Source organism: Amycolatopsis sp. NPDC004368 (assembly GCF_053602515.1).
In genome coordinates this window covers 47,017-66,930 of the sequence record NZ_JBSGDT010000011.1, presented here as the reverse complement: position 1 = coordinate 66,930, position 19,914 = coordinate 47,017, and the positions used below count along the sequence as shown (strand labels likewise).

Annotated in this window: 23 protein-coding genes; 11 read left to right on the top strand and 12 right to left on the bottom strand. The window is 70.8% G+C overall.

Annotated features, from left to right (window positions below; translation table 11 throughout):
• Positions 1-76: 76 nt before the first annotated feature.
• Complete coding sequence (locus ACWEOE_RS17930) at positions 77-589, bottom strand: winged helix-turn-helix transcriptional regulator (RefSeq protein ID WP_452010147.1); 513 nt, start codon at positions 587-589, stop codon at positions 77-79.
• Between the two features lie 32 nt (positions 590-621).
• On the bottom strand, positions 622-1,026 hold the full coding sequence (locus ACWEOE_RS17925) for a cupin domain-containing protein (protein WP_452010145.1): 405 nt from the start codon (positions 1,024-1,026) through the stop codon (positions 622-624).
• Between the two features lie 52 nt (positions 1,027-1,078).
• Here ACWEOE_RS17925 and ACWEOE_RS17920 point away from each other — a divergent pair, with 52 nt between their 5' ends.
• Entirely contained in the window at positions 1,079-2,044 is a 966-nt protein-coding gene (locus tag ACWEOE_RS17920) for a helix-turn-helix domain-containing protein (RefSeq protein WP_452010142.1), read from the top strand.
• On the opposite strand, the gene ACWEOE_RS17915 is transcribed toward ACWEOE_RS17920, so the two are convergent.
• A complete protein-coding gene (locus ACWEOE_RS17915) occupies positions 2,045-2,629 on the bottom strand; it encodes a TetR/AcrR family transcriptional regulator (protein ID WP_452010139.1) in 585 nt (194 codons plus the stop codon).
• 61 nt (positions 2,630-2,690) lie between these two features.
• Here ACWEOE_RS17915 and ACWEOE_RS17910 point away from each other — a divergent pair, with 61 nt between their 5' ends.
• Together ACWEOE_RS17910 and ACWEOE_RS17905 are read left to right on the top strand one after the other, a co-directional pair.
• A complete protein-coding gene (locus tag ACWEOE_RS17910; RefSeq protein WP_452010137.1) occupies positions 2,691-3,155 on the top strand; it encodes a GNAT family N-acetyltransferase in 465 nt (154 codons plus the stop codon).
• A gap of 183 nt (positions 3,156-3,338) precedes the next feature.
• The gene (locus tag ACWEOE_RS17905) at positions 3,339-4,583 is read left to right on the top strand and encodes a lytic transglycosylase domain-containing protein (protein WP_452010135.1); all 1,245 of its coding nucleotides are present in this window, start codon (positions 3,339-3,341) and stop codon (positions 4,581-4,583) included.
• A 1-nt stretch (position 4,584) separates the two neighbouring features.
• On the opposite strand, the gene ACWEOE_RS17900 is transcribed toward ACWEOE_RS17905, so the two are convergent.
• On the bottom strand, positions 4,585-4,953 hold the full coding sequence (locus tag ACWEOE_RS17900; RefSeq protein ID WP_452010132.1) for a winged helix-turn-helix transcriptional regulator: 369 nt from the start codon (positions 4,951-4,953) through the stop codon (positions 4,585-4,587).
• Positions 4,954-5,096: 143 nt separating this feature from the next.
• On the opposite strand from ACWEOE_RS17900, the gene ACWEOE_RS17895 reads away from it, so the two are divergent.
• A complete protein-coding gene (locus tag ACWEOE_RS17895) occupies positions 5,097-5,948 on the top strand; it encodes an NAD(P)H-binding protein (RefSeq protein ID WP_452010129.1) in 852 nt (283 codons plus the stop codon).
• Positions 5,949-6,095: 147 nt separating this feature from the next.
• Complete coding sequence (locus ACWEOE_RS17890) at positions 6,096-7,001, top strand: SDR family NAD(P)-dependent oxidoreductase (RefSeq protein WP_452010126.1); 906 nt, start codon at positions 6,096-6,098, stop codon at positions 6,999-7,001.
• On the opposite strand, the gene ACWEOE_RS17885 is transcribed toward ACWEOE_RS17890, so the two are convergent.
• Positions 6,988-7,581, bottom strand: a complete 594-nt coding sequence (locus ACWEOE_RS17885; RefSeq protein ID WP_452010124.1) for a TetR/AcrR family transcriptional regulator — start codon at positions 7,579-7,581, stop codon at positions 6,988-6,990. The two genes, ACWEOE_RS17890 and ACWEOE_RS17885, sit on opposite strands and share 14 nt — an antisense overlap.
• Before the next feature lie 50 nt (positions 7,582-7,631).
• Between ACWEOE_RS17885 and ACWEOE_RS17880 the strand changes: the two genes are divergently transcribed.
• Entirely contained in the window at positions 7,632-8,939 is a 1,308-nt protein-coding gene (locus tag ACWEOE_RS17880) for a carboxypeptidase regulatory-like domain-containing protein (protein WP_452010122.1), read from the top strand.
• Positions 8,940-8,981: 42 nt separating this feature from the next.
• On the opposite strand, the gene ACWEOE_RS17875 is transcribed toward ACWEOE_RS17880, so the two are convergent.
• The gene (locus ACWEOE_RS17875) at positions 8,982-9,800 is read right to left on the bottom strand and encodes a TetR/AcrR family transcriptional regulator (RefSeq protein WP_452010119.1); all 819 of its coding nucleotides are present in this window, start codon (positions 9,798-9,800) and stop codon (positions 8,982-8,984) included.
• A 113-nt stretch (positions 9,801-9,913) separates the two neighbouring features.
• On the opposite strand from ACWEOE_RS17875, the gene ACWEOE_RS17870 reads away from it, so the two are divergent.
• Positions 9,914-10,318: a DnaJ family domain-containing protein gene (locus ACWEOE_RS17870; RefSeq protein ID WP_452010117.1), complete on the top strand. Its 405-nt coding sequence runs from the start codon at positions 9,914-9,916 to the stop codon at positions 10,316-10,318.
• Positions 10,319-10,537: 219 nt separating this feature from the next.
• On the opposite strand, the gene ACWEOE_RS17865 is transcribed toward ACWEOE_RS17870, so the two are convergent.
• The gene (locus tag ACWEOE_RS17865) at positions 10,538-10,798 is read right to left on the bottom strand and encodes a hypothetical protein (RefSeq protein ID WP_452010115.1); all 261 of its coding nucleotides are present in this window, start codon (positions 10,796-10,798) and stop codon (positions 10,538-10,540) included.
• A 269-nt stretch (positions 10,799-11,067) separates the two neighbouring features.
• On the opposite strand from ACWEOE_RS17865, the gene ACWEOE_RS17860 reads away from it, so the two are divergent.
• From ACWEOE_RS17860 to ACWEOE_RS17850, 3 genes are all read left to right on the top strand, one after another.
• Positions 11,068-12,204: a metallophosphoesterase gene (locus ACWEOE_RS17860; RefSeq protein WP_452010113.1), complete on the top strand. Its 1,137-nt coding sequence runs from the start codon at positions 11,068-11,070 to the stop codon at positions 12,202-12,204.
• A 1,142-nt stretch (positions 12,205-13,346) separates the two neighbouring features.
• Positions 13,347-14,147, top strand: a complete 801-nt coding sequence (locus ACWEOE_RS17855; RefSeq protein WP_452010110.1) for an alpha/beta fold hydrolase — start codon at positions 13,347-13,349, stop codon at positions 14,145-14,147.
• Between the two features lie 32 nt (positions 14,148-14,179).
• Complete coding sequence (locus ACWEOE_RS17850) at positions 14,180-14,833, top strand: HAD family hydrolase (protein WP_452010107.1); 654 nt, start codon at positions 14,180-14,182, stop codon at positions 14,831-14,833.
• Here ACWEOE_RS17850 and ACWEOE_RS17845 read toward each other — a convergent pair.
• Positions 14,830-15,285, bottom strand: coding sequence for an NUDIX domain-containing protein (locus ACWEOE_RS17845; protein WP_452010104.1), 456 nt, complete (start codon positions 15,283-15,285; stop codon positions 14,830-14,832). The two genes, ACWEOE_RS17850 and ACWEOE_RS17845, sit on opposite strands and share 4 nt — an antisense overlap.
• A 106-nt stretch (positions 15,286-15,391) precedes the next feature.
• Here ACWEOE_RS17845 and ACWEOE_RS17840 point away from each other — a divergent pair, with 106 nt between their 5' ends.
• Entirely contained in the window at positions 15,392-15,838 is a 447-nt protein-coding gene (locus tag ACWEOE_RS17840; protein WP_452010101.1) for a DoxX family protein, read from the top strand.
• Here the strand turns inward: ACWEOE_RS17840 and ACWEOE_RS17835 are convergent.
• The 4 genes from ACWEOE_RS17835 to ACWEOE_RS17820 are packed head-to-tail and all read right to left on the bottom strand — an operon-like array spanning position 15,832 to position 19,670.
• Positions 15,832-16,428 (bottom strand): GTP-binding protein, encoded by a 597-nt coding sequence (locus ACWEOE_RS17835; protein WP_452010099.1) that lies wholly within the window; start codon positions 16,426-16,428, stop codon positions 15,832-15,834. The genes ACWEOE_RS17840 and ACWEOE_RS17835 overlap by 7 nt on opposite strands.
• Positions 16,409-16,780 (bottom strand): DUF742 domain-containing protein, encoded by a 372-nt coding sequence (locus tag ACWEOE_RS17830; protein WP_452010096.1) that lies wholly within the window; start codon positions 16,778-16,780, stop codon positions 16,409-16,411. The genes ACWEOE_RS17835 and ACWEOE_RS17830 overlap by 20 nt, the downstream gene beginning before the upstream one ends.
• Positions 16,777-17,193 carry a roadblock/LC7 domain-containing protein gene (locus ACWEOE_RS17825; RefSeq protein WP_452010093.1) on the bottom strand — a complete coding sequence of 139 codons (417 nt, stop codon included), beginning with the start codon at positions 17,191-17,193 and terminating at the stop codon, positions 16,777-16,779. Before ACWEOE_RS17825 ends, ACWEOE_RS17830 begins: the two co-directional genes overlap by 4 nt.
• Complete coding sequence (locus ACWEOE_RS17820) at positions 17,193-19,670, bottom strand: sensor histidine kinase (protein ID WP_452010091.1); 2,478 nt, start codon at positions 19,668-19,670, stop codon at positions 17,193-17,195. Before ACWEOE_RS17820 ends, ACWEOE_RS17825 begins: the two co-directional genes overlap by 1 nt.
• Positions 19,671-19,914: the final 244 nt, after the last annotated feature.

Sequence of the window (19,914 nt, the reverse complement as noted above, 5' to 3'; positions counted from 1 at the left end):
GTGCGCCTCCTCAGCATCGACCGTCAAGGTGCCTCTGACCACGATAGTTTCGTAACGAGACCCTCCTGTCAACGGGTCAGCGCGCGGCCTCCTGCCGGGCGAACCGCGCCTCCACGTCGGGTCGGTGCGCGATCTTCTCGGGGAAACCGGGGCCACGGCGCATGCGCGTGTCCTCGGCCGTGAGCGGCTCGCCGCAGTGCGCGCAGACGACCTCGGCGTGGGTGTCGTGGCCGCACTTCTCGTGGTGCGTGGTGATCGGCGGCCCGGCCTCGCCGGCGAGCCAGCGGTCGCCCCACGCGGTCATCGCGAGGAGCACACCGAAGAAGTCCTTGCCCTTCTCGGTGAGCACGTAGTCGTAGCGCACGGGCTCGGTCTGGTACGCGACCTTCTCCAGCAGGCCCTCGTCGACCAGCCGGCGGAGCCGGTCGGCGAGGGTGTTGCGCGCGATGCCGAGCGCCTGCTGGAACTCGTCGAAGCGCGTGACGCCGTAGAAGGCGTCGCGCAGCACCAGCGGCGTCCACCAGTCCCCGAGCAGGTCCATGGTCCGCGCGATCGAGCACGGCCACTGCGCGAAGGAAGTCCGTTTCATGGACCGGAGAGTACGCCGTCTCAGTCTGAAACTCAGCTGTTGGAAGCCGTGCTCAGGCGATGCCCGACGGTCACGTCCACGTGGTCGGGCACCTCGTCGTGCGCGTCACCGACCGAGAGCGTGCCCGCGGGCTCCACGAGCAGCACGGCCGCGCCCTCCTTCGACGACGGCTTGTGGAACGTCCCGCGCGGCACCACGAACACCTGGCCGCGACCGAGGGCGACCACGCGCTCGCCGGCGGGCTCACGCAGGCCGATCTCGATGTCGCCGTCGAGGACCAGGAAGAACTCGTCGGTGTTCTCGTGCACGTGCCAGATGTGCTCGCCGGAGAAGCGGGCGAGGCGCACGTCGTAGTCGTTGATGTTCGCGACGATGCGGGGGCTCCACACGGCGTCGAATCCGTCGAGCACCGACTGCAGATCAATGGGCTGGTTCATGTCCTCGATCGTCGTCCTGGGCCCGGCGGCGCGGGAGTGCTAGGAATAGCACATGCCGCAAGAATCCTCGCACCGCGTGGTGATGGTCGTGGACGACGGCTCGAACCCGTTCGAGATGGGTGTCGCGACCGAGCTGTTCGGCCTGCGCCGCCCGGAGTTCGACCGGCCCTGGTACGACTTCACGCTGGCGTCGGCGCGTGAGCGCGTGGGCATGCACCTGGGGATGTTCACGCTCTCGGGCGTCGCGGACCTCGCCGCGGTGGACGCGGCGGACACAGTGATCGTGCCGAACCGCCCCGACCCGCAGGTGCCGGCCGACCCGGCCGTGCTGTCCGCGATCCGCCGCGCGCACGCCCGCGGGGCCCGGCTGATGAGCTTCTGCACAGGCGCGTTCACCCTCGCCGAGGCCGGTGTGCTCACCGGCCTGCGGGCGACCACCCACTGGCGCTGGGCGACGGAGTTCACCGCGCGCTACCCCGACGTGCGGCTGGAGCCCGACGTGCTGTTCGTCGACGCCGGAACAGTCCTGACCGCGGCCGGCAGCGCGGCCGCGATGGACCTGGGGCTCTACGTGATCCAGCGCGACCACGGCGCGGAGATCGCCAACGCCGTCAGCCGCCGCCTGGTCTTCCCCGGCCACCGCGACGGCGGCCAGCAGCAGTTCGTGGAACGGCCGGTGCCGGTCGTCGCGCACGCCTCCCTGGCCCCCGTGCTGGCCTGGGCCCGGGCCAACCTGGACCGGCCGCTGACCGTGGCGGACCTGGCGTCCCACGCGGCGACCAGCCAGGCCACCCTGCACCGGCGCTTCCGCGGCGAGCTGGGGACGACGCCGCTGGCCTGGCTCACCACGGAGCGGGTGAGCCTCGCCTGCCGGCTGCTGGAACGCGGCGAACTGCGCCTCGACCGCGTCGCCACGGACTGCGGCTTCGGCACGGCGGCCAACCTGCGGGCGCAGCTGCGCAGGCACACGGGGTTGAGCCCGTCGGAGTACCGGCGGAGGTTCGGACCGGCGGCGTGATCAGCCCTCCAGCTCGGCCAGCGCGACCGCGATCGCGTCCCGGTGCACGGCCGGTGGGTAGGCCAGCGGATCGGCCGCCGTCAAGGCATTGAGGCCTTCCACCAGAGCGATCAGGCGTTTCGCGGTGCGTTCGCGCCGGGGGTGCGACCAGCGGGGCCGGCAGGCGCCGACCAGGCGGGTCACGCGGGTGATGAACGCGCGGTTGTGCGAGCGGTGGCGCTCGGCCAGGGCGGGATCGGCGAGGGCGGCCGCGAGGAAACCGACCCAGACGCGGGCCTCGTCGGCGGCCTCGGGGGTGAGGGTCGCGGCGTGGCAGAGCACGTCGCGCAACACGGTGGCGGGTGCGGCGCCCGAGGCTTCGGCGGCGTCGGCGCGTTCGGCGGTGCGCTGGTGCAGCAGGTCGCGGGCCTGCAGCAGCAGGGCCTGTTTGGTCGGGAACGCGTGCATGACCAGGCCGGTCGTGCAGCCCGCGCGGTCGGCGACCGCGCGCACGGTGAGGCCGGGCAGGCCCTCGGCGGCCAGTACCTGCCACACCGCACCGGACAGCAGCTCACGCTGGGCTTCGACGTCACGCTGTCTTGGCACGCGACCCTCCGTTCCGTAACATCCGTTACCGTAACACTTGTTCCCAGAAACGGGGGTACCGGTGATCGAGATTCGCCACGAAGCGTGGGACGCACCCGACGCGTCCGCCTTGCGCGCCGCGCAACGGGCCGAATTGGACATTCGCTACGAGAGCACCGATCACGAAGCGGGCCCCGCCCCTACCGCCGAAAGCGTGACGATTTTTCTCGTCGCCCGCGCAGCCGGCACAGCCGTCGGCTGCGGTGGCCTGCGGTTTCTCGAACCGGGTGAGGCGGAGATCAAGCGGATGTACGTCGTGCCGCAAGCGCGGGGCACGGGCGTCTCGACGGCAGTGCTGCGGGCGCTCGAAGACCAGGCCACGGCGAACGGGATCACGCGGCTGCTGCTGGAGACCGGCGTCCGCCAGCCCGACGCGATGCGCTTCTACGAGCGCGAAGGCTACGAACCGATCCCCGCGTTCGGCGCCTACCGCAGTGATCCACTGGCCCGTTGTTACGCGCGGTTGCTCCATTCGGCTCAACCGTGAGAAAGGTGAGCGTGAGTCGTTGTAAAACGACGGTGAAAATGTCCGATCAGCCAACTGAAGATTTACGCCGGATGCACGAAACCTCGCCGTCTAGAACAGATTTGCCCGGCGCCCTCACTGAAAGCGGCCGTCTTCGGCTAGCTTGACGAACGAGAGTGCCGAAAGACGAAACGGGGAGCGACGATGGCGAAACACCGGCCGCGCCGGCGGTCTGTCCGCAGCAAGACGGCAGTTGCCCTCGCGGGTGGCGCGCTCGTGGTGCTGCCGACGGTGGCCGGGTCGGGTCTGCCGGTCCCGCTCGCCACGCAGGTCTCCACCACGGCCGCGGATCACAGCACCCAGCCGCCGCTGGCCGCGCCGTTCCTGCCGCCGAACATGGTGCCGCCGCCGATCGCGGTCGACGGCAGCCTGCCGCAGCCGCCGACCCCGCAGGCGCTGACCGTGCCGGGTTTCCACGTCAACACGGGTTCGGCGACGTCGGGCGGTCCACTCGGGATCCCGGGCAGCATGCTGAAGGCGTACCAGAACGCGGCCGACATCATGTCCCGCGAGCAGCCCGGCTGTCACCTCGACTGGCAGCTCATCGCGGCCATCGGGCGCATCGAGTCCAACCACGCGCGCGGCGGCTACGTCGATGCCAAAGGCAACACCCTCGAGCCGATCCTGGGCCCGGTGCTCGACGGCTCCGGCCCGTTCGCCGCGATCGGCGACACCGACGGCGGCCGCTACGACGGCAACGCCGTGTGGGACCGCGCGGTCGGCGCCACGCAGTTCATCCCGTCCACTTGGCGGGGCTACGCCTCCGACGGTAACGGCGACGGCGTCTCCGACCCGAACAACGTCTACGACGAGACCCTCGCCACCGCGCGCTACCTGTGCTCCGGCGGCCTGGACCTCTCCAGCGACGCGATGCAGCGCGTGGCCGTGCGGCGGTACAACAACTCGCAGGCCTATGTGGACACGGTCATGGCGTACGCGGCCGCGTACCGCGGTGGCGTCTCGCAGCTGCCCGACAGCCAGGTGCCGATCGGCGCCCCGCCGGGCCCGGGCGCCGTGGAAGCCGCGGCCGGCAGCCCGGTGGGCGACCAGGCCCCGCCGCCCCCGGTCGTGACGCCGCCGGGCTCGCCCACGCAGCTGCCGCCGTCGTCGACCACGCCGTCCGACTCGAGCACGCCCCCGAGCGACCAGCCGTCCGACAGCTCGACCCCGCCGTCCGACAGCTCCACGCCTCCGTCGGACAGCTCCACGCCTCCGTCGGACAGCTCGACCCCGCCCGCGGACAGCTCGACCCCGCCGTCGTCCAGCGATCCGACGACCCCGACCACGCCGACGACCACCACGTCGTCGTCGAGCTCGGACCAGTCGTCCTCGACGGGCTCGGACACCAGCACCCCGCCGGAGACGACGAGCACGACGCCCACCAGCTGAGTCAGGAAGTGCGGGCCTCGTCGTAGCTGTCGCGGGCTTGGACGACCGCGGGGAGCTTGCGTTCGACCCAGTGCGCGAGCGCCCAGACCTGTTCGCCGGCCTCGCGACCCATCGGGGTGAGCGAGTAGTCGACGCGAGGCGGGATCACGGGTTTCGCGTCGCGGACGACGAAGCCGTCGCGTTCGAGGGTCTGGAGGGTCTGGGCGAGCATTTTCTCGCTCACGCCCCCGATTTCGCGGCGCAGCTCGCTGAAGCGGTACGAGCGTTCGAGCAGCGCGGCGAGCACGAGGATGCCCCAGCGGCTCGTGACGTGTTCCAGCACGATGCGCGAAGGGCAGGTCACGCGGTTGACGCTGGGCGCCTCGGTCATCTCGTCCTCCCTACTTACGACAACCTGCTTACGACAACCTGCTTGCGACAACGTCAGTACCATACTCTGAAGTGGGTACTTACTCAGGGAGAGTAACCATCCTACGGTGAGCGGCGGAAGATCCACCGAACCGAAGGAAGACCATGAGCATCGTCATCACCGGCGCCACCGGACAGCTCGGCCGGCTGGTCATCGCCGATCTCCTCGCCGCCGGAGTGCCGTCGGATGAGATCACGGCCGTGGCGCGCAGTGCGGAGAAGGCGGCCGATCTGGGCGTTCGCGTGCACGTGGGTGACTACGACAAGCCGGAGACGTTCACCGGGGCGTTCGCGGCCGGGGACCGGGTGCTGCTCGTCTCCGGGACAGACCCCGGCCGGCGCGTGCCGCAGCACGCCGCGGTGCTCGACGCCGCGAAGGCGGCCGACGTGGCGCAGCTGGCGTACACCGGCGTCTTCGGCGGCCCGGACGCCGACTTCACCCTCGCCGAGGACCACCGCGCCACCGAGCAGCTCATTCTGGACTCGGGGCTGCCGTACACGTTCCTGCGCAACAACTGGTACTCCGAGATGGCCGTGCCCGACGTCGCCGGCTCGCTCGCCCGCGGCGCCGTGGTCAACAGCGTTCCCGCCGACGGCCGCATCGCCACCGCCTCCCGCGCGGACTACGCCGAGGCCGCCGCCGCGGTCCTGCGCACCGACGGCCACCTCGGCGCCGCCTACGAGCTCGGCGGCGACCACGCGTGGACCTACGGCGAGTTCGCCGCGGAGCTCGCCCGCCTCGGCGGCAGCCCGGTCACGCACACCACCGTCTCCGGCGCGGATTACGAAGCCATCCTCACCGGCGCCGGCGTGCCGCCCCTGGTCGCGGCCATCCTGGTGGACGTCGACACCGCCATCGCCCGCGGCCGCCTCGCCGGCACCCCTGGCGACCTGGCGAAACTCCTCGGCCGCCCGACGACGCCGCTGGCGGAGACGATCACGAAGCTCCTGGCCTGAGCCGGAGTCACGTGGTTCGGGCTGTGATCCCGGCACCGCACGCCGGGTGATCGGAGGCCGAGCACCGGGAGTTCCCGGCCTCCGCGCCCGTACCAGAATCCGGCCCCCGGCTAGGCTGCACCCGGCCCGAGCCCGGAGGAGCAACGCGTGTCCTGGAATCCCGAAACCCTGCCCGACCTGTCCGGCCGCACATATGCCGTGACCGGGGGCAACGCCGGCATCGGGTACTTCATCTCCGAGCAGCTCGCCGGGGCCGGCGCGCACGTGGTGATCCTCGGGCGCACACCCGCCCGGCTGAAGACCGCGGCCGACGCCATCAAGAAGCACACCCAGGCCGACATCAGCACGATCCGGCTCGATCTGGCCGATCTCGACTCCGTCAGGGAGGCCGCCGAGGGGCTCAACCGGCTGGGGCACCTCGACGGCCTCATCGAGAACGCCGGGTCCACTTCCCCCGGACGCAAGCGGCGCACCACGAAGCAGGGCCTCGAACTGGCCGTGGGCACCAACCACCTCGGCCACTTCGCCCTCACCGCGCTGGCGATGCCCGTGCTCGCGTCCTCGGGCGCACGCGTGGTGCCGATGGGCAGCCTGATCACGCGGCTGAAGCCCTTCGACCTCGACGATTTCCAGTCCGAGCGCAAGTACTCCGAGTACCGCGCCTACGCGCAGTCCAAGCACGCCGTGCAGTCGTTCGGTTTCGAGCTCGACCGGCGGCTGCGCGCGGCGGTCTCGAAGGTCACGTGCGTGCTGGCCCACCCGGGCTTCAGTCTCGACAGCGCCAGCCCCCGCCGCGAAGGCATCACCAAGCCGCAACCGATCGTGCGCCTGTTCGCGGCGGTGACCCAGGGCAAGGACCGCGGCGCGTGGCCCGCCGTGCGGGCGGCGGTGGACCCGGAGGCAACTGGCGGCCAGTACTACGGCCCCGCGGTCGGCCCGATCGGGCGTCCGGCGCCGAAGAACCCGCCGAAGGTCGACCGCGACCCCGAGCGGGCGGCGAGACTCTGGGCGCTGTCGGAGGAACTGACCGGCGTCCCGTTCACCGTCGGCTGATCGGCGCGAGCCCCGACGCCAGCGCGTCCATCGCCTGGTGCAGCAGCTCGACCAGGCCCGGGTCACTGCCCGGGTACCAGCACTTGAACGCCACCCGGTTCGCGGCGAACGCCGCTTCCACCGTCATGCGCACGTACAGATCGTCAACCGGCCGACCGGTCCGCTGCGCGATCACCTCGGCGGCGGCCTCCTCGACGCGCCGGTTCACGTGCGCCAGCCGCGCCCACAGCTCCGGGTACTCACGCAACAGCAACGCCCGGTCGCCGAAGGTCTCGTCGGTCGCGGCGTCCTCGAAGCGCGCGGTGAACACCGCGCGCAGAGTCTCAAGTGGACTTTCCGAGGCCGGGCGCTCGGCCAAGCCGGTCCGCACGCCGTCGGCGGTCAGCGCGAGCGAGAACACGGCCGCTTCCTTGCTTTCGAAGTAGTTGAAGAACGTCCGCCCCGAGACGCCGGCCTTCTCGCAGATCTGGTCGACCGTCACGTCGTGCGGCCCGCGCGAGCGGTACAGCGCGACGGCCGCCGCCCGGATCGCCTGTCTGGTGGCTGCCTTCTTGCGTGCGCGAAGCCCCGGCTCTGTCACCTTTCTTACACTACTGAAATTTTGCAGTCCTGCAAGTTATGGTGAGCAGCATGGCGGACCAGGAAGCAGCCAAGCCCTCACTCACCCGCACCCTCGCCGAGAACCTCTGGTTTCCCACTGTCCTTTTTGTTGGGTTTGCCGTGGTTTACCTGGCCGCTTTCCACCGGCCTCAGCCCCACGACGTGCAGGTGGCGGTCGTCGGTCCGGCGGCGGACATCCAGCACGCGCTCGACAAGGCCGGCCCCGGCGGGTTTCACGTCGTACCCGTGCCGAACGTCGACGCCGCTCGCGAGGCAGTGCTCAGCCGCACGGTCAGCGGCGCCTTCACCACGGACCCGGCGGTGCTCTACGTCGCCAAGGCCAACGGGTTCACCCTCCAGTCGCTGCTGACCCAGACCTTCACGCCGCTCGCGCACAACCTGTCCGTCGTCGACCTCGCACCGACCGTCGCGGGCGACCCGTTGGGCAACGGCCTGTTCTACCTCCTGCTCGCCTGGGGCCTGCCGAGCTACTTCGTGGTCATGATGCTGCTGCGCGCGGTCGGGCTCAGCCGGCGCGCGCGGATCGTCACCTTCGTCGCCTGGGCCGCGTTCCTCGCCGTGGCGGGGTTCCTCATCGCCCACGCGATGGACGTGGTCCCCGGCAACCCGGTCGCGATCCCGCTGGCGTTCCTGTCGAGCCTCGTGGTTTCCCTGGTCTCCCAAGGCCTGGTCCCGATTTTCAAGCAGTACTTCCCCGGCGTCGCGGTCACACTCTTCGTGATCCTCAGCTCGGCGTCGGGTGGCGGCATCGTTCCGCCGCAGATGCAACCCGCGCTGTTCCGGTTCCTGCACCCGATCCTGCCGATGGGCAACCTCAACGACGCCCTGCGCGGCGTCTTTTACTTCCACGGAGCCGGAGTCACCGAGCACGTCCTCGTGTTGTGCGCCTGGCTCGCGCTCAGCATCGTGCTCAACGCCGGTCACGCGATGTGGCTCAGCGCCAAGGAGAACCGTCCGCCCGTCGAGGATCCCGTGATCGAGATGCCGACGCCGACCGCACTGCCCGTCCGCGGCCGCCGCTTCGGCGAACTGGAACCCATGCTCGTCGGCACCATTCGCTCGACCACGGGCGAACGCGTCGCCGGCGCGATCGTGACCGTCACCGACGGCAAAGGCCGCCAGCTCGTACGCACCACGGCCGACGACGAGGGCGCCTTCGCGGTCGGCGGCCTGCCCGAGCAGTTCGTCGACCTCGTGGTGACGGCGCGCGGCCGCCGGCCGGCCGCGCGCCGGACGTTCTTCCGCGAAGGCGTGTTCCGGCGCGAAGACTTCGTGCTCGCACCGGAATCCGAGCTCACGCCGTCGAGCCACCGGTGAGCATCGATTCTTCCTGATCCCAGCCTGAGGCGCGGCGTGCTGTCATCGCTCGCGGCACCGCGTGACGCGCAACTCGATGCCGTCGAGCAGCCGGTCGAGGCCGAACTCGTACGCTTCGGCCGCCTGCTCGCCCGCGCTCTGGTCGAAGCCGCCGCCGAGCCACGCGCGGTTCATGGCGGGGTGAGCGGTGAGGTCGAAGTACTTGCCCCAGAAGGAAGAACGCTGGTCCCACCACGCGTCGTTCGACTGGCCGGTGCTGCGTTCGAGGTGGATGCTCTCGGCCTCCAGCGCCGCATTGGCGTCCACATAGGCCACGATGCTGTTGGCGGCGGCCACGGTCTCGCGCGGCGCGAGCCCCAGTCCATCCACTGTGGACAGAACATATTCCTGGCCGGCGAGCTGGCCCGGACCCAGAGCGGGGCGCACGCGGGACATCTCGCGCAGCCACGGGTGACGGCGGTGGGCTTCGCGCGTGCGCTCGGAGTACAGGCGGATCTGCGCTCGCCAGTCGCCTTCGCGCGGCCGGCCGGGGCCGGGCAGGCCGCGCTCCACGAGCACGTCGTCCACCATGAGGTCCACGAGCTCGGTTTTGCCGGGCACGTAGGTGTAGAGCGTCATCGTGCCGACGCCGAGCTCCTTGGCGACGCGGTGCATCGACGTGGCCACGAGCCCGTCGGCGTCGGCGACCACGATGGCCGCGCGCACGATCTGCCCCACGGAGAGCGTGGGGCGGCGCCCACGCGCGGGCTCGGGTGCGGCCGGCGTGCGATCACGCCACAGCAATGCCAGCGTGCGGTCGATCTGCTCGGCCACCTGCTCGGCCGCCGCCGCACCTTCGCCGCTGTTCTGGTCGACCGTCATCGTCGGTCTGTCCCCCTTCCCATTCGTCGGATCGTACCCGCCGGTCCGGGACCTTCGACCCATCCGCGCACTCGCGGGCGCAGCTACGCTGGGTGGGGATCGGAGGTGTTCGAGTGACCGAACGCAAACCACCCGGCGTGTCCTTCGGCTCGTGGGTCGACCGCCTGATCTCGGCCGCCCAGTCCCGCGGCGAGTTCGACGATCTCCCCGGCGCCGGCAAGCCACTGCCAGCCCCGTCGGGCCGAGACGCCGCCACGGACTGGGCCGTGCGGCGAGCCCGCGAAGGTGATCTGGACACGGGTTCCTTTCTGCCGCCGTCGCTGGCGATTCCGCGGGAGATCCAAGACCTGCCGAAGAAACTCGCGTCAGTGCGCACCGAGAAGCGCGTACGGGAGATCGTCGAGGACCTCAACGAACGCATCCGCGAAACCCACCGCCGCCCGCAGGAGGGCCCACCGCTGCGCGCGATGCCGCTCGACGTCGAGGAAACCGTGGAGACCTGGCGACTCGCGCGGTGACGCCTTGGGGCAGATGAATTCCCAGTGAGCCGACCGGCGGGGCCCCTGCCACAGACGGGGCCCGACGGCCTCTCCGGATAGTGGTGGTTCCGAGATGCCGTGGTTTCGCGCCGAGAGCCAGGAGCCCGGAGCCCGCTGAAGCCGCGGACGTCAAAGGTGGCCAACCCGTCAGTCCACAGTGGAGAAAGCACGCAGCAGGCACGAACCCCGGTAGGTGCGTCATGTGATCCAAGCCCACTCCGCCCTGCCCGCCGGCAACGTCGCGGCTGCCAGGTCTGCTTCCGCAGCTGACAAGGTGCCCGCCAGGGAGGCGAGGGTTGCGGCGGTGCGGACGTCTACGGTGCCGTCGTGGAGGGCGGCGAGGGTGTCGGGGAAATGGGTGGACAGGGCGGCGTACAGGGATGACACGGCGTGGAGTTCGGCGGACGTCAGGAACAGGTAGCGGGAGATCTTCGTGGTGGGGGAAGTCGAAGGCGTCATGCCAAGAACCATATCGAACACCTGAGCGATTCCGCAGTCGCTGAAACGGGTGATCAACAACCAGCGCGGCACCTGAGCCCGACGCCGTTGCCCTCATCCCGGCAACAGCAGTAGCCGAGCCGCCACACACGGCGAACTCACGTCCACAGTGGACTCCGTCACCGGTCCACCGCCGCTGGGCCGGGGAGCGGTACTCGCTAACAGCCCATCGGGCCGTTAAGGCGGATCTGCGGCTACCCTGGGCGGACGAGGTCGAAGGGATGACAGCCGTGGGGCGTTGGGTTCGTCGGGGTGCCGCGTTGGCTGCTGCCCTGCTTTTGCTGTTCGGCGAGCCGTGGTCGGTGTTCGTGCTGCTGCCGGGGTGGCCGATGGCCGGGACGATTGCCGCGACGGTGGTGTTCGCGGGCGCGATGCTGGCGTTCCCGGTGCTCATGTTCCGGGGTCACGGGCCGCGGCAGAGTGATGTGGCGGCGCGGATCGGGGACGTCACGCTCGGCGTGATCTGGGTGCTGTTCGCCTGGAGCGTGCTCGGCCACGTGCTGCGCCTCGCGCTGCTGCTGGGCGGCGTCGGCGACCCGGCGCGGCCGCGCATCGTGGCGGCGGCGACGCTCGCCGTGGCGGTGGTGCTGCTCGTGACCGGCAACCGGATCGCCATGCGGGTTCCGCCGGTGCGTGAGGTCGACGTGGTGATCCCGCGGCTGGGGGCGGGCGTCGACGGCCTGCGCGTCGCGGTCATCACCGACACGCACTACGGGCCGCTCGACCGCACGAAGTGGTCGGAGAAGCTGGTCGCCGAGCTGAACCGCCTGCAAGCCGACGTCGTCTGCCACGCCGGTGACCTCGCCGACGGGTCGGTCGCCAAGCGGCGCAAGCAGGTCGACCCGCTGGGCGGCGTCCAGGCCGGCCTCGGGCGCTTCTACATCACCGGAAACCACGAGTACTTCGGCGAAGCCCAGGCCTGGCTCGACCACATGACGAGCCTCGGCTGGGACACCCTCCACAACCGCAGCACCCTCATCGAACGCGGCGGCGACCGCATCCTCTTCGCCGGCATCGACGACCCCACCGGCGCCGCGTCCGGCCTCCCCGGCCACGGCCCCGACCTACCCGCCGCCCTCGCCAGCGCCGATCCGGGCGTGCCCGTCGTCCTCCTGGCCCACCAACCGAAGCAGGTCGCCCAGGCCCGCGAGGCCGGCATCGCGCTGCAGATCTCCGGGCACACCCACGGCGGCCAGATCTGGCCCTTCCACCTCCTGGTCCGCCTCGACCAGCCCACCCTCTCCGGCCTCACCACCCACGGCCCCACCCAGCTCTACAACAGCCGCGGTTCCGGCTTCTGGGGCCCGCCGTTCCGCATCTTCGCGCCGAACGAGATCACCCTCCTCACTCTCCGCCGCGCCGCCTGACCGCCCCCACAGCCACGCCGTCGCGGCAACCGCCCGCCGCACACCCGAGCGCGAACCCTTCGGCCTCAGCACACGCGACGCCCGAACGAGATCGCCCACTCACACCTGCGGCACCACTGAAATGACCCGCAGGTTCTCGCCCGGAAATGGCGCGCCACGGCCCTCCCGCGCCCACCACGCGCCCCTTCGACCGCGGCAGCACGGAGACGACCCGCACATCCGCCGAGCCCCGGTCCGCCACACCCCGGCCGGCGACGCCCGCCACCGCCCCTCCGACGGCGGCACCACCGAGATGACCCACGGTTCGCGCCCACGCATGGCTCGCCACGGCCCTCCCGCGCCCACCACACCAAATAGCGCCCCCTCGAACGCGGCAGCACAAAGACGACCCGCACATCCGCCGAGCCCCGGTCCGCGCCCACCCCCGGCCGGCGACACCGGCCGGGGCCTCTCCAACTACGGCAGCGCAGAGATGGCCCACGGTTCTCGCCCGGGCATGCCCGCCACGGCCCTCTCGCGCCCACCACTCCAACCCGACACCCGCCCGCCCCGACCAACGCAACACGACCCACGGCCCGGCAAGCCCTGGCCACCGCCGCTCTCTGGCGCTCACCCCGCTGCGACAGCACACAGACAATCCAGACTTCCGTCGAATCCAGGTCTGCCACGCCCCCGGGCCCGCGACCCCACCAGCGGTCCTCCGACGGCGGCACCACCGAGATGACCCACGGTTCTCGCCGAGCCATGGTCCACCCGCGCCCCCACCCAACCAGCGCATACACGACCCAGCGCCCCGTCAAACTCTGGTCACCACTGCAGTCCCGCGCTCATCACGCCAGCCGGCACCCATCCGTCCGCGCCAGCGCAGGCACAACCCACCGCTCCGCCGAGCTCTGGTCCGCAACGCAGCCAGCCCGCGGCACCGGCCAGCGCCCCGCCAACTGTGGCGGTGCGGAACAGTCGCCCCACCCCGCACCCGCCACACCCCCAACCCCACCAGCCGACCAGCACCAGCCCGACCAGCACCAGCCCCATCAAAACCGCCCACCCAGCGCTCACCGACTAATTTTCTTTTCTTGACAACCACAACCGTCGGTGAAACCCTTCTCCCCAACGGACCACCACCCCACGGAGGAATCACCATGACCACCACCGTCTCCGCCGATGGCACGCGGCTCGGCTACACCCGGGTCGGCAGTGGGCCCGCGCTCGTGCTCGTCGACGGTGCCCTCTGTTACCGCGGCTCGACGCCCAACGACGCCATCGCGAAGGAGCTCGCGGATCGCTTCACCGTCTTCACCTACGACCGGCGCGGTCGGGGCGAGAGCGGCGACACGAAGCCGTACGAGGTGGAGCGGGAGGTCGAGGACGTGGCGGCCATCGTGAAGGAAGCGGGTGGCGAGGCCGGCCTCTTCGGGATCTCCTCGGGTGCCGCGCTGGCGCTGGAGGCCGCGCACCGCGGGGTGCCGGTGCGGCGGCTGGCCGTGTACGAGCCGCCGTTCGTGGTTGACGGGGCGCGGGCACCGTTGACCGACGAGTACCGCGAGAGCCTCGATCGCGCGGTCGAAGCGGGTGATCGAGGGACCGCCGTGAAGCTGTTCATGCGGGTGGGCGTGGGGCTGCCGGCGCCGATGGTCGCGATGATGCGCCTGATGCCGGCGTGGCCGAAGCTCAAGGGCGTCGCCCACACGCTGCCCTACGACACCGCGATCATGGACGGCCACCAAGCCGGCCGGCCCCTCCCCGAGGGCCGCTGGTCCGGCATCGCCGCCCCGAGCCTCGTCGTCGACGGGGGGAAGAGCCCCGGCTGGATGCGCGCGGGCGTCGCACAACTCGCCCAGACGCTGCCCGGCGCCACCTACCGCACGCTGCCCGGTCAGACGCATCTCGTGAAGGCAAGCGTCCTGGCCCCCGTGCTTGCGGACTTCTTCACAACGCACTGACACCGCGCACCGCCGTGCGGCAAGCTGGCCCGGTGGCCACGCGAGCGCTGATCTTCGACTTCGACGGAACGCTGGCCGACACGGAAGCCGCCGTGCTGCAGTCGTGGCAGGAGATGTTCCGCAGCCACGGCCACGAGCTCCCGCTCGATGTCTGGCACACCGTCATCGGCACCCAGAACACCGCGGCGACGATGTTCGAGCTGCTGGCCGCACACGTCACGGACCTCGACCCCGAGCAGGTGCGCCCGGGGATGCGCGCCCGCGTGCACGAGCTGCTCGTCGCCGAAGGACCACGCGAAGGCGTGCTCGGCTACCTCGACGAAGCCGCCGAACGCGACCTCAAGCTCGGCGTCGCCTCGTCCTCGTCCGGCGGCTGGGTCCACGGCCAGCTCGAACGCCTCGGCCTCGCCGAACGCTTCACCGCCGTGGCGACCGGCGACCGCCACGCCGCCAAACCCCGCCCCGACACCTACCTCGCCGCCCTCGCCACGCTCGAGATCCCGGCGCAGGAGGCCATCGCCTTCGAGGACTCACCCCACGGCGTCAGCGCCGCGAAGGCCGCCGGCATCCCCACCGTCGCGGTGCCCAACGCGATCACCGCCGTCCTCGACTTCGGCCACGCCGACCTCGTGCTGCCTTCGTTCACGGCCAAGCCCCTGGCCGAGGTCCTCGACCTGTTCGGCTAGACCGCCTCGGAAAGCCGGTCGAGAAACGCCCGCTGCCCCTTCACCAACTTCACCTGCGCCACGTCCAACCCGAACCACTCCACCCGGTCCACCTCCGGAAACTCTCGCCGCAGCCCCGATCGCGGCGGCCATTCCAGTTCGAAGGTCCCGGGCACGACCGCGGCGGGATCCAGGTCCGCCTCCACGGCCCACGCCGTGACGACCTTGCCCGACTGACGCACGTCGCCCAGCGGCAGCCAGGTGCCGCCGGGAGCGGGAAGCCCCAACTCTTCCGTGAACTCGCGCCGGGCGGCGGCCAAGGGCTCCTCGCCGTCCTCGAGTTCGCCCTTGGGCAGCGACCACGCGGCCTCGTCCTTCTTCGCCCAGAACGGCCCGCCCATGTGCGCGAGCAGGACCTCGACCTCGTCGCGCCGGCGGAAGAGCAGCAGCCCGGCGCTGTGTTTGGCAGCCATCGCGCCAGTCTGCCGGACGGCGCGGCGAAAAAGTTTCCGCACCCGTGTCGATTCGCGTCGAGGCCGTCCGACGCACAGGTAAAGGACACAGCGAAGGGAACCCGAAATGACCACCATCACCCGCACCCAGACCGTCGAGAAGACCACCAACCGCGTGCGCCCGGTCGTGCTGGCGCTGTTCCGCGTCGTCACGTCGACGCTGTTCCTGCTGCACGGGCTGCAGGGCTTCGGTCTGTTCGGCGGCATCGACGGGCAAGGCGCGGCCGTGCCGTTCGGCAGTTTCCCCGGGTTCTGGGCCAGCGCGATCGAAGTCGTCGGCGCCACTTTGATCGTGCTGGGCGTGGCGACGCGACCGGCGGCGATCGTCCTCTCCGGCGTGATGGCGTTCGCCTACTTCACCGTCCACGCGCCGATGGGCTTGCTGCCGATGCAGAACATGGGCGAGCCGGCCGCGTTGTACTCGTGGATCTTCCTGACGATCGCCGTCGTCGGTCCGGGCGCGTTCGCACTGGGCCACCGAAGCAACCGCGGCAACCGCAAGAAGGCTCAGTAGCCCGCGGCCGCCAGGTCGTTGTGCTTCACCACGTGCTCCATGAGGATCGTCAGCACCTGCTTGGTCGACTCCCGCTCACGGGCGTCGCACAGCAAGAGGGGAACGTCCGGGTCGAGGTCCAGCGCGGCCCGGACCTCTTCCGTGCCGTAGCGGTACGCGCCGTCGAAACAGTTCACGCCCACGATGAACGGCAGGCCGCGCCGCTCGAAGAAGTCCACGGCGGCGAAGCACGACTCGAGCCGTCGCGTATCGGCCAGCACCACCGCGCCCAGGGCACCCTCGGCCAGCTCGTCCCACATGAACCAGAACCGGTCCTGCCCGGGCGTGCCGAACAAGTACAGGATCAGCTCGGGGTTGATCGTGATGCGCCCGAAGTCCAGCGCGACCGTGGTTGTGGTCTTCTGCTCCACGCCCGCGAGGTCGTCGATCCCCTCCGACGCGGTGGTGATCACCTCTTCCGTCCGCAGCGGAGGGACCTCGCTGACGGAGCCGACCATCGTGGTCTTGCCGACCCCGAACCCACCGGCGATCAGCACTTTGACCGCGGTCGCGGTCAGCGAGCGCCGGGGTTCAGAGTTTCCGGATACCATCGAGAACCGCCTGGAGTACGTGTTTGTTCGGAGCTTCGGTCGGGGGTGCCGCGGTGCGGAACAGCACGAGGTTCGACTCGATCAGATCACTCAGCAGCACCTTCACCACCGGCAGGGGCAGATCGACGCGCGCGGCCACCTCCGCGACCGACGTCGGCTTCTGGCACAGGCTCAGGATCTGCGCGTACTCGGGCTCGATCGCGGCCACCTCGCGCGCGGTGCGCATGGCCACCACGAGCGTGATCAGGTCCAGCCCCAACGTGTCCGAGCGGGTGCGCCCGCCCGTCACGGCGTAGGACCGGACCAGGGGCCCGGCCTCGTCGTCGAACCACGCCTCGTGCCGGCCGCTCATGGCCCCGTCCGCTGGACCACTCCGGCCCGCGGTGCCGCCGTGAGCACCGCGCCGACCCGCTTCACCATCAGGTTCATCTCATACGCCACGAGCCCCATGTCCGCGTCGACGCTCGCCAGCAGCGCCAGGCACGCGCCGCGGCCCGCGGCCGTGACGAAGAGGAACGCGTGGTCCATCTCCACCATCGTCTGTCGCACGTTGCCGCCGCCGAAGTGCCGCCCGGTGCCCCGCGCGAGGCTCTGGAACGCCGAGGCGACGGCCGAAAGGTGCTCAGCGTCCTCTTCGGACAGATTGCCCGACCGCCCGATCAGGAGCCCGTCGGACGAGAGCACCACTGCCCGATCGGCACCGGCGACCCGCTTGACGAGGTCGTCGAGCAACCAGTCGAGCTCGTTGACGCCGTTGTTGGCCATCAGTCGTGATCTCCGTACCTGTTGTCGTAGTCGACTTCCGTCTCCCGGGCGCGCCGGGTGCCCTGCTGGAACGCCGTCAGCCGGTTGCGGGCGAGTTCCGGCGAGTCCTCCCGGACGTCTTCCCGGTCCTGCTCCGGACGGTCCGCGCGCAGCTGCGGCACGAGGTTCTGCTGACGCCGGCGCTGCGGCAGCGGTGGCCGCCCGGGTGCTTCCGGCCGGTTGGGCTGCTGCGGCCGGCCGTTCTCCGGTGCGGGCCGCGGCTCGTGCGCGGGCCACGCCGGCTGGGGCGGACGGGACGGCCGCGCGGCCCGCGGCATGGCGGGCTGCTCGACCGGCGGCTCCGCCTGGCGATAAGCGGGCGGCTCGTGAGCAGACGGTTCGTGCCGGGGCTGCTCGTGCTTCGGCTGTTCGTACGCGGGCTGCTCCACCGGCACCGAGGCGGGCGGCACCGCCTCCGCCCGCAACCGCGCCGCACGCCGGCCGACTCGCGCCATCCGCACTGGCTCCTGCGTGGGTTGCTCGGGCACCGGCGCCTCTTCCCTGGCGACGTCGGGCGCCGCCTCGCTCAGTGGCGCCAGCAACTCCCGGCGCACCAGCACGATCGCGCGAGTGCCGCCGTACGCCGATTCCCGCAGGTGCACCGAAATCCCGTGGCGCGACGCGAGCCGCGCGACCACGAACAACCCCAGCCGCGGCTCGTCCGAGAGCGCCATGATCCCGAAGTCCGGCGGGTCGGCGAGCATCGCGTTGAACTCGTCGGCCTGCTCTTTCTCGAGCCCGAGGCCCTGGTCCTCGACCTCGATCACCACGCCCTTGCCCACCACGTTGCCCCGCAGCTCCACGCGCGCCTCCGGCGGCGAGAACGAGGTCGCGTTGTCGATCAGCTCCGCGAGCAGGTGCACGAGGTCGCCGACCACCGGGCCGCGCACAGCCGCCGACGGCAACGCACCCGTCTTCACCCGCGCGAAGTCCTCCGTCTCGGCCGCGGCGCCGCGCACGAGCTCGGCGAGGCTGACGGGGTTGCGCCACTGCCGGCCCGGCTGGCCGCCGCCGAGGATGATGAGGTTCTCGGCGTTGCGGCGGGCGCGCGTGGAGAGGTGGTCGAGCTGGAACAACGTGTCCAGCTGGTCCGGGTCCTCCTGCTTGCGCTCGGCCGCGTCGAGCACCTTCAGCTGCCGGTGCACGATGACCTGGCTGCGGTGGGCGATGTTGAGGAACACCGTCTTGGTGCCCTCCCTCGTCTTCGCCTCCTCCACGGCCGCGGCGATGGCCGCCTGCTGCGCCTTGTTGAACGCCTCGGCGACCTCGCCGATCTCGTCGTCGCCGTGGTCGAGGAAGTGCCCGCCCTCTTCGAGGTCCACGGGCTCGCCCGCCCGCACGCGCTCCACCAGCTCGGGCAGCCGCACCTCGGCCGCGTCGAGCGTGTCCTCGCGCAGCCGCGCGAGGCGGGCGATGAACCGCCGCGACAGACGCAGCGCGATGAGGACCACGATGAGCGCGATCAGCAGCGCGGCGGCGCCGGCGATGATCGAGTTGGTGAGCGTGGTGTCGGCGTCGGCGATCGCCGCGTTGGTGGCGTTCGAGCTCTGCGTCACGAACATCGTCATCAACGTGGTGGCGACCTGGTGCGCGGCGTCGCGCCACTGCTCCGGTGGCACGGGCAGCTGCTTTTCGCCCGCCAGGAAGGCGTTTTCGACCTGCGTCACCGTGCGCCAGTCCGGGCCGGCCACGAGCTTGTCGTAGCTCGCGCGCACCTGTGGCAGCATCTGCGGCACCGACTGTTCCAGCTGCGCGTGGTACGCGCCGATCTGCCCGAGGTACGCGCGCTGCTCGTCGCCGTCGAGGCCACCCGAGGCGAGCCCGGCCGCCGACAGCGCGTCGCTGCGCTGCATCTCCTCGGCCGCGTTGAAGATCGGGATCGCCGACAGGCGCGCGAACGCGTTCTCCGCCCCGCGCGCCGACTGCGCGAGCCCGGCGACGCCCTGGGTGAACTGGTCGATGATCTGGTTGTAGAAGGCGAACGTCTGCAGCAGCGGCAGCTGCGCGCCGTCCACCTGCTGGCGCACCTGCGGCATCTTCGAGTACAGCCCGATGAACGTGGTGATGTTCTGCTTCACGCTCGCCGGCACGGTGTCGTCGTCGGCGAAGTTGCCCTCCAGCACCGAACTGATCTGCGCGGCCGCCGCGTCGGTCTTCGGCCGGGCGGCCAGCAGCGCCTGCCGCGCGTCGGCCTGGCCCGCGAGCAGGCTCATCGACAGCTGCCGCTCCTGCTCGGCGGCGACGATGAACGGAATGCCGGGGCCTTCCGAAGTGCGGATCTTCTGCGCGTAGTCGCGGGCCTTCAGCGCGTCGGTGATCAAGTAACCGGCCAGCGCGACGCCGACGAGCAGGAGAGCGAGACTCGGTATCAACGCGATCGCGAGCACGCGTGACCGAATCGACGAGCCGCGGTTGCGACGAACGGAATTACGCTTCACCGTGGTCCGTTTTCCTTCCGGCAGTACAAGGTATTCGGGTCTCCCAGGGTTTTCCCACCCGGTTCCGACCAGCCGGATCAACTCACCGTGGTCCATCGCCCGCGACGACGTTAGGCAGGCCGGGCTAGCTCGTCAAGTCTGGACGCGAATCCCGATCACGTTCCCGTGAGCGTCTCACAACCCTTGACAGCGCGTGGGAAATACACCACAGGATCGGTGACCTCGGTCGCTCGATCCAATGGGC

Bases quoted from the DNA above. Each gene is read 5' to 3' on its own strand.
- ACWEOE_RS17845 (WP_452010104.1), bottom strand. From the start codon at position 15,285: ATGGCTGCCAAACACAGCGCCGGGCTGCTGCTCTTCCGCCGGCGCGAC.
- ACWEOE_RS17855 (WP_452010110.1), top strand. From the start codon at position 13,347: ATGACCACCACCGTCTCCGCCGATGGCACGCGGCTCGGCTACACCCGG.
- ACWEOE_RS17875 (WP_452010119.1), bottom strand. From the start codon at position 9,800: ATGACGGTCGACCAGAACAGCGGCGAAGGTGCGGCGGCGGCCGAGCAG.
- ACWEOE_RS17900 (WP_452010132.1), bottom strand. From the start codon at position 4,953: ATGACCGAGGCGCCCAGCGTCAACCGCGTGACCTGCCCTTCGCGCATC.
- ACWEOE_RS17865 (WP_452010115.1), bottom strand. From the start codon at position 10,798: ATGACGCCTTCGACTTCCCCCACCACGAAGATCTCCCGCTACCTGTTC.
- ACWEOE_RS17825 (WP_452010093.1), bottom strand. From the start codon at position 17,193: ATGGCCAACAACGGCGTCAACGAGCTCGACTGGTTGCTCGACGACCTC.
- ACWEOE_RS17840 (WP_452010101.1), top strand. From the start codon at position 15,392: ATGACCACCATCACCCGCACCCAGACCGTCGAGAAGACCACCAACCGC.
- ACWEOE_RS17905 (WP_452010135.1), top strand. From the start codon at position 3,339: ATGGCGAAACACCGGCCGCGCCGGCGGTCTGTCCGCAGCAAGACGGCA.
- ACWEOE_RS17930 (WP_452010147.1), bottom strand. From the start codon at position 589: ATGAAACGGACTTCCTTCGCGCAGTGGCCGTGCTCGATCGCGCGGACC.
- ACWEOE_RS17880 (WP_452010122.1), top strand. From the start codon at position 7,632: ATGGCGGACCAGGAAGCAGCCAAGCCCTCACTCACCCGCACCCTCGCC.
- ACWEOE_RS17895 (WP_452010129.1), top strand. From the start codon at position 5,097: ATGAGCATCGTCATCACCGGCGCCACCGGACAGCTCGGCCGGCTGGTC.
- ACWEOE_RS17925 (WP_452010145.1), bottom strand. From the start codon at position 1,026: ATGAACCAGCCCATTGATCTGCAGTCGGTGCTCGACGGATTCGACGCC.
- ACWEOE_RS17835 (WP_452010099.1), bottom strand. From the start codon at position 16,428: ATGGTATCCGGAAACTCTGAACCCCGGCGCTCGCTGACCGCGACCGCG.
- ACWEOE_RS17830 (WP_452010096.1), bottom strand. From the start codon at position 16,780: ATGAGCGGCCGGCACGAGGCGTGGTTCGACGACGAGGCCGGGCCCCTG.
- ACWEOE_RS17920 (WP_452010142.1), top strand. From the start codon at position 1,079: ATGCCGCAAGAATCCTCGCACCGCGTGGTGATGGTCGTGGACGACGGC.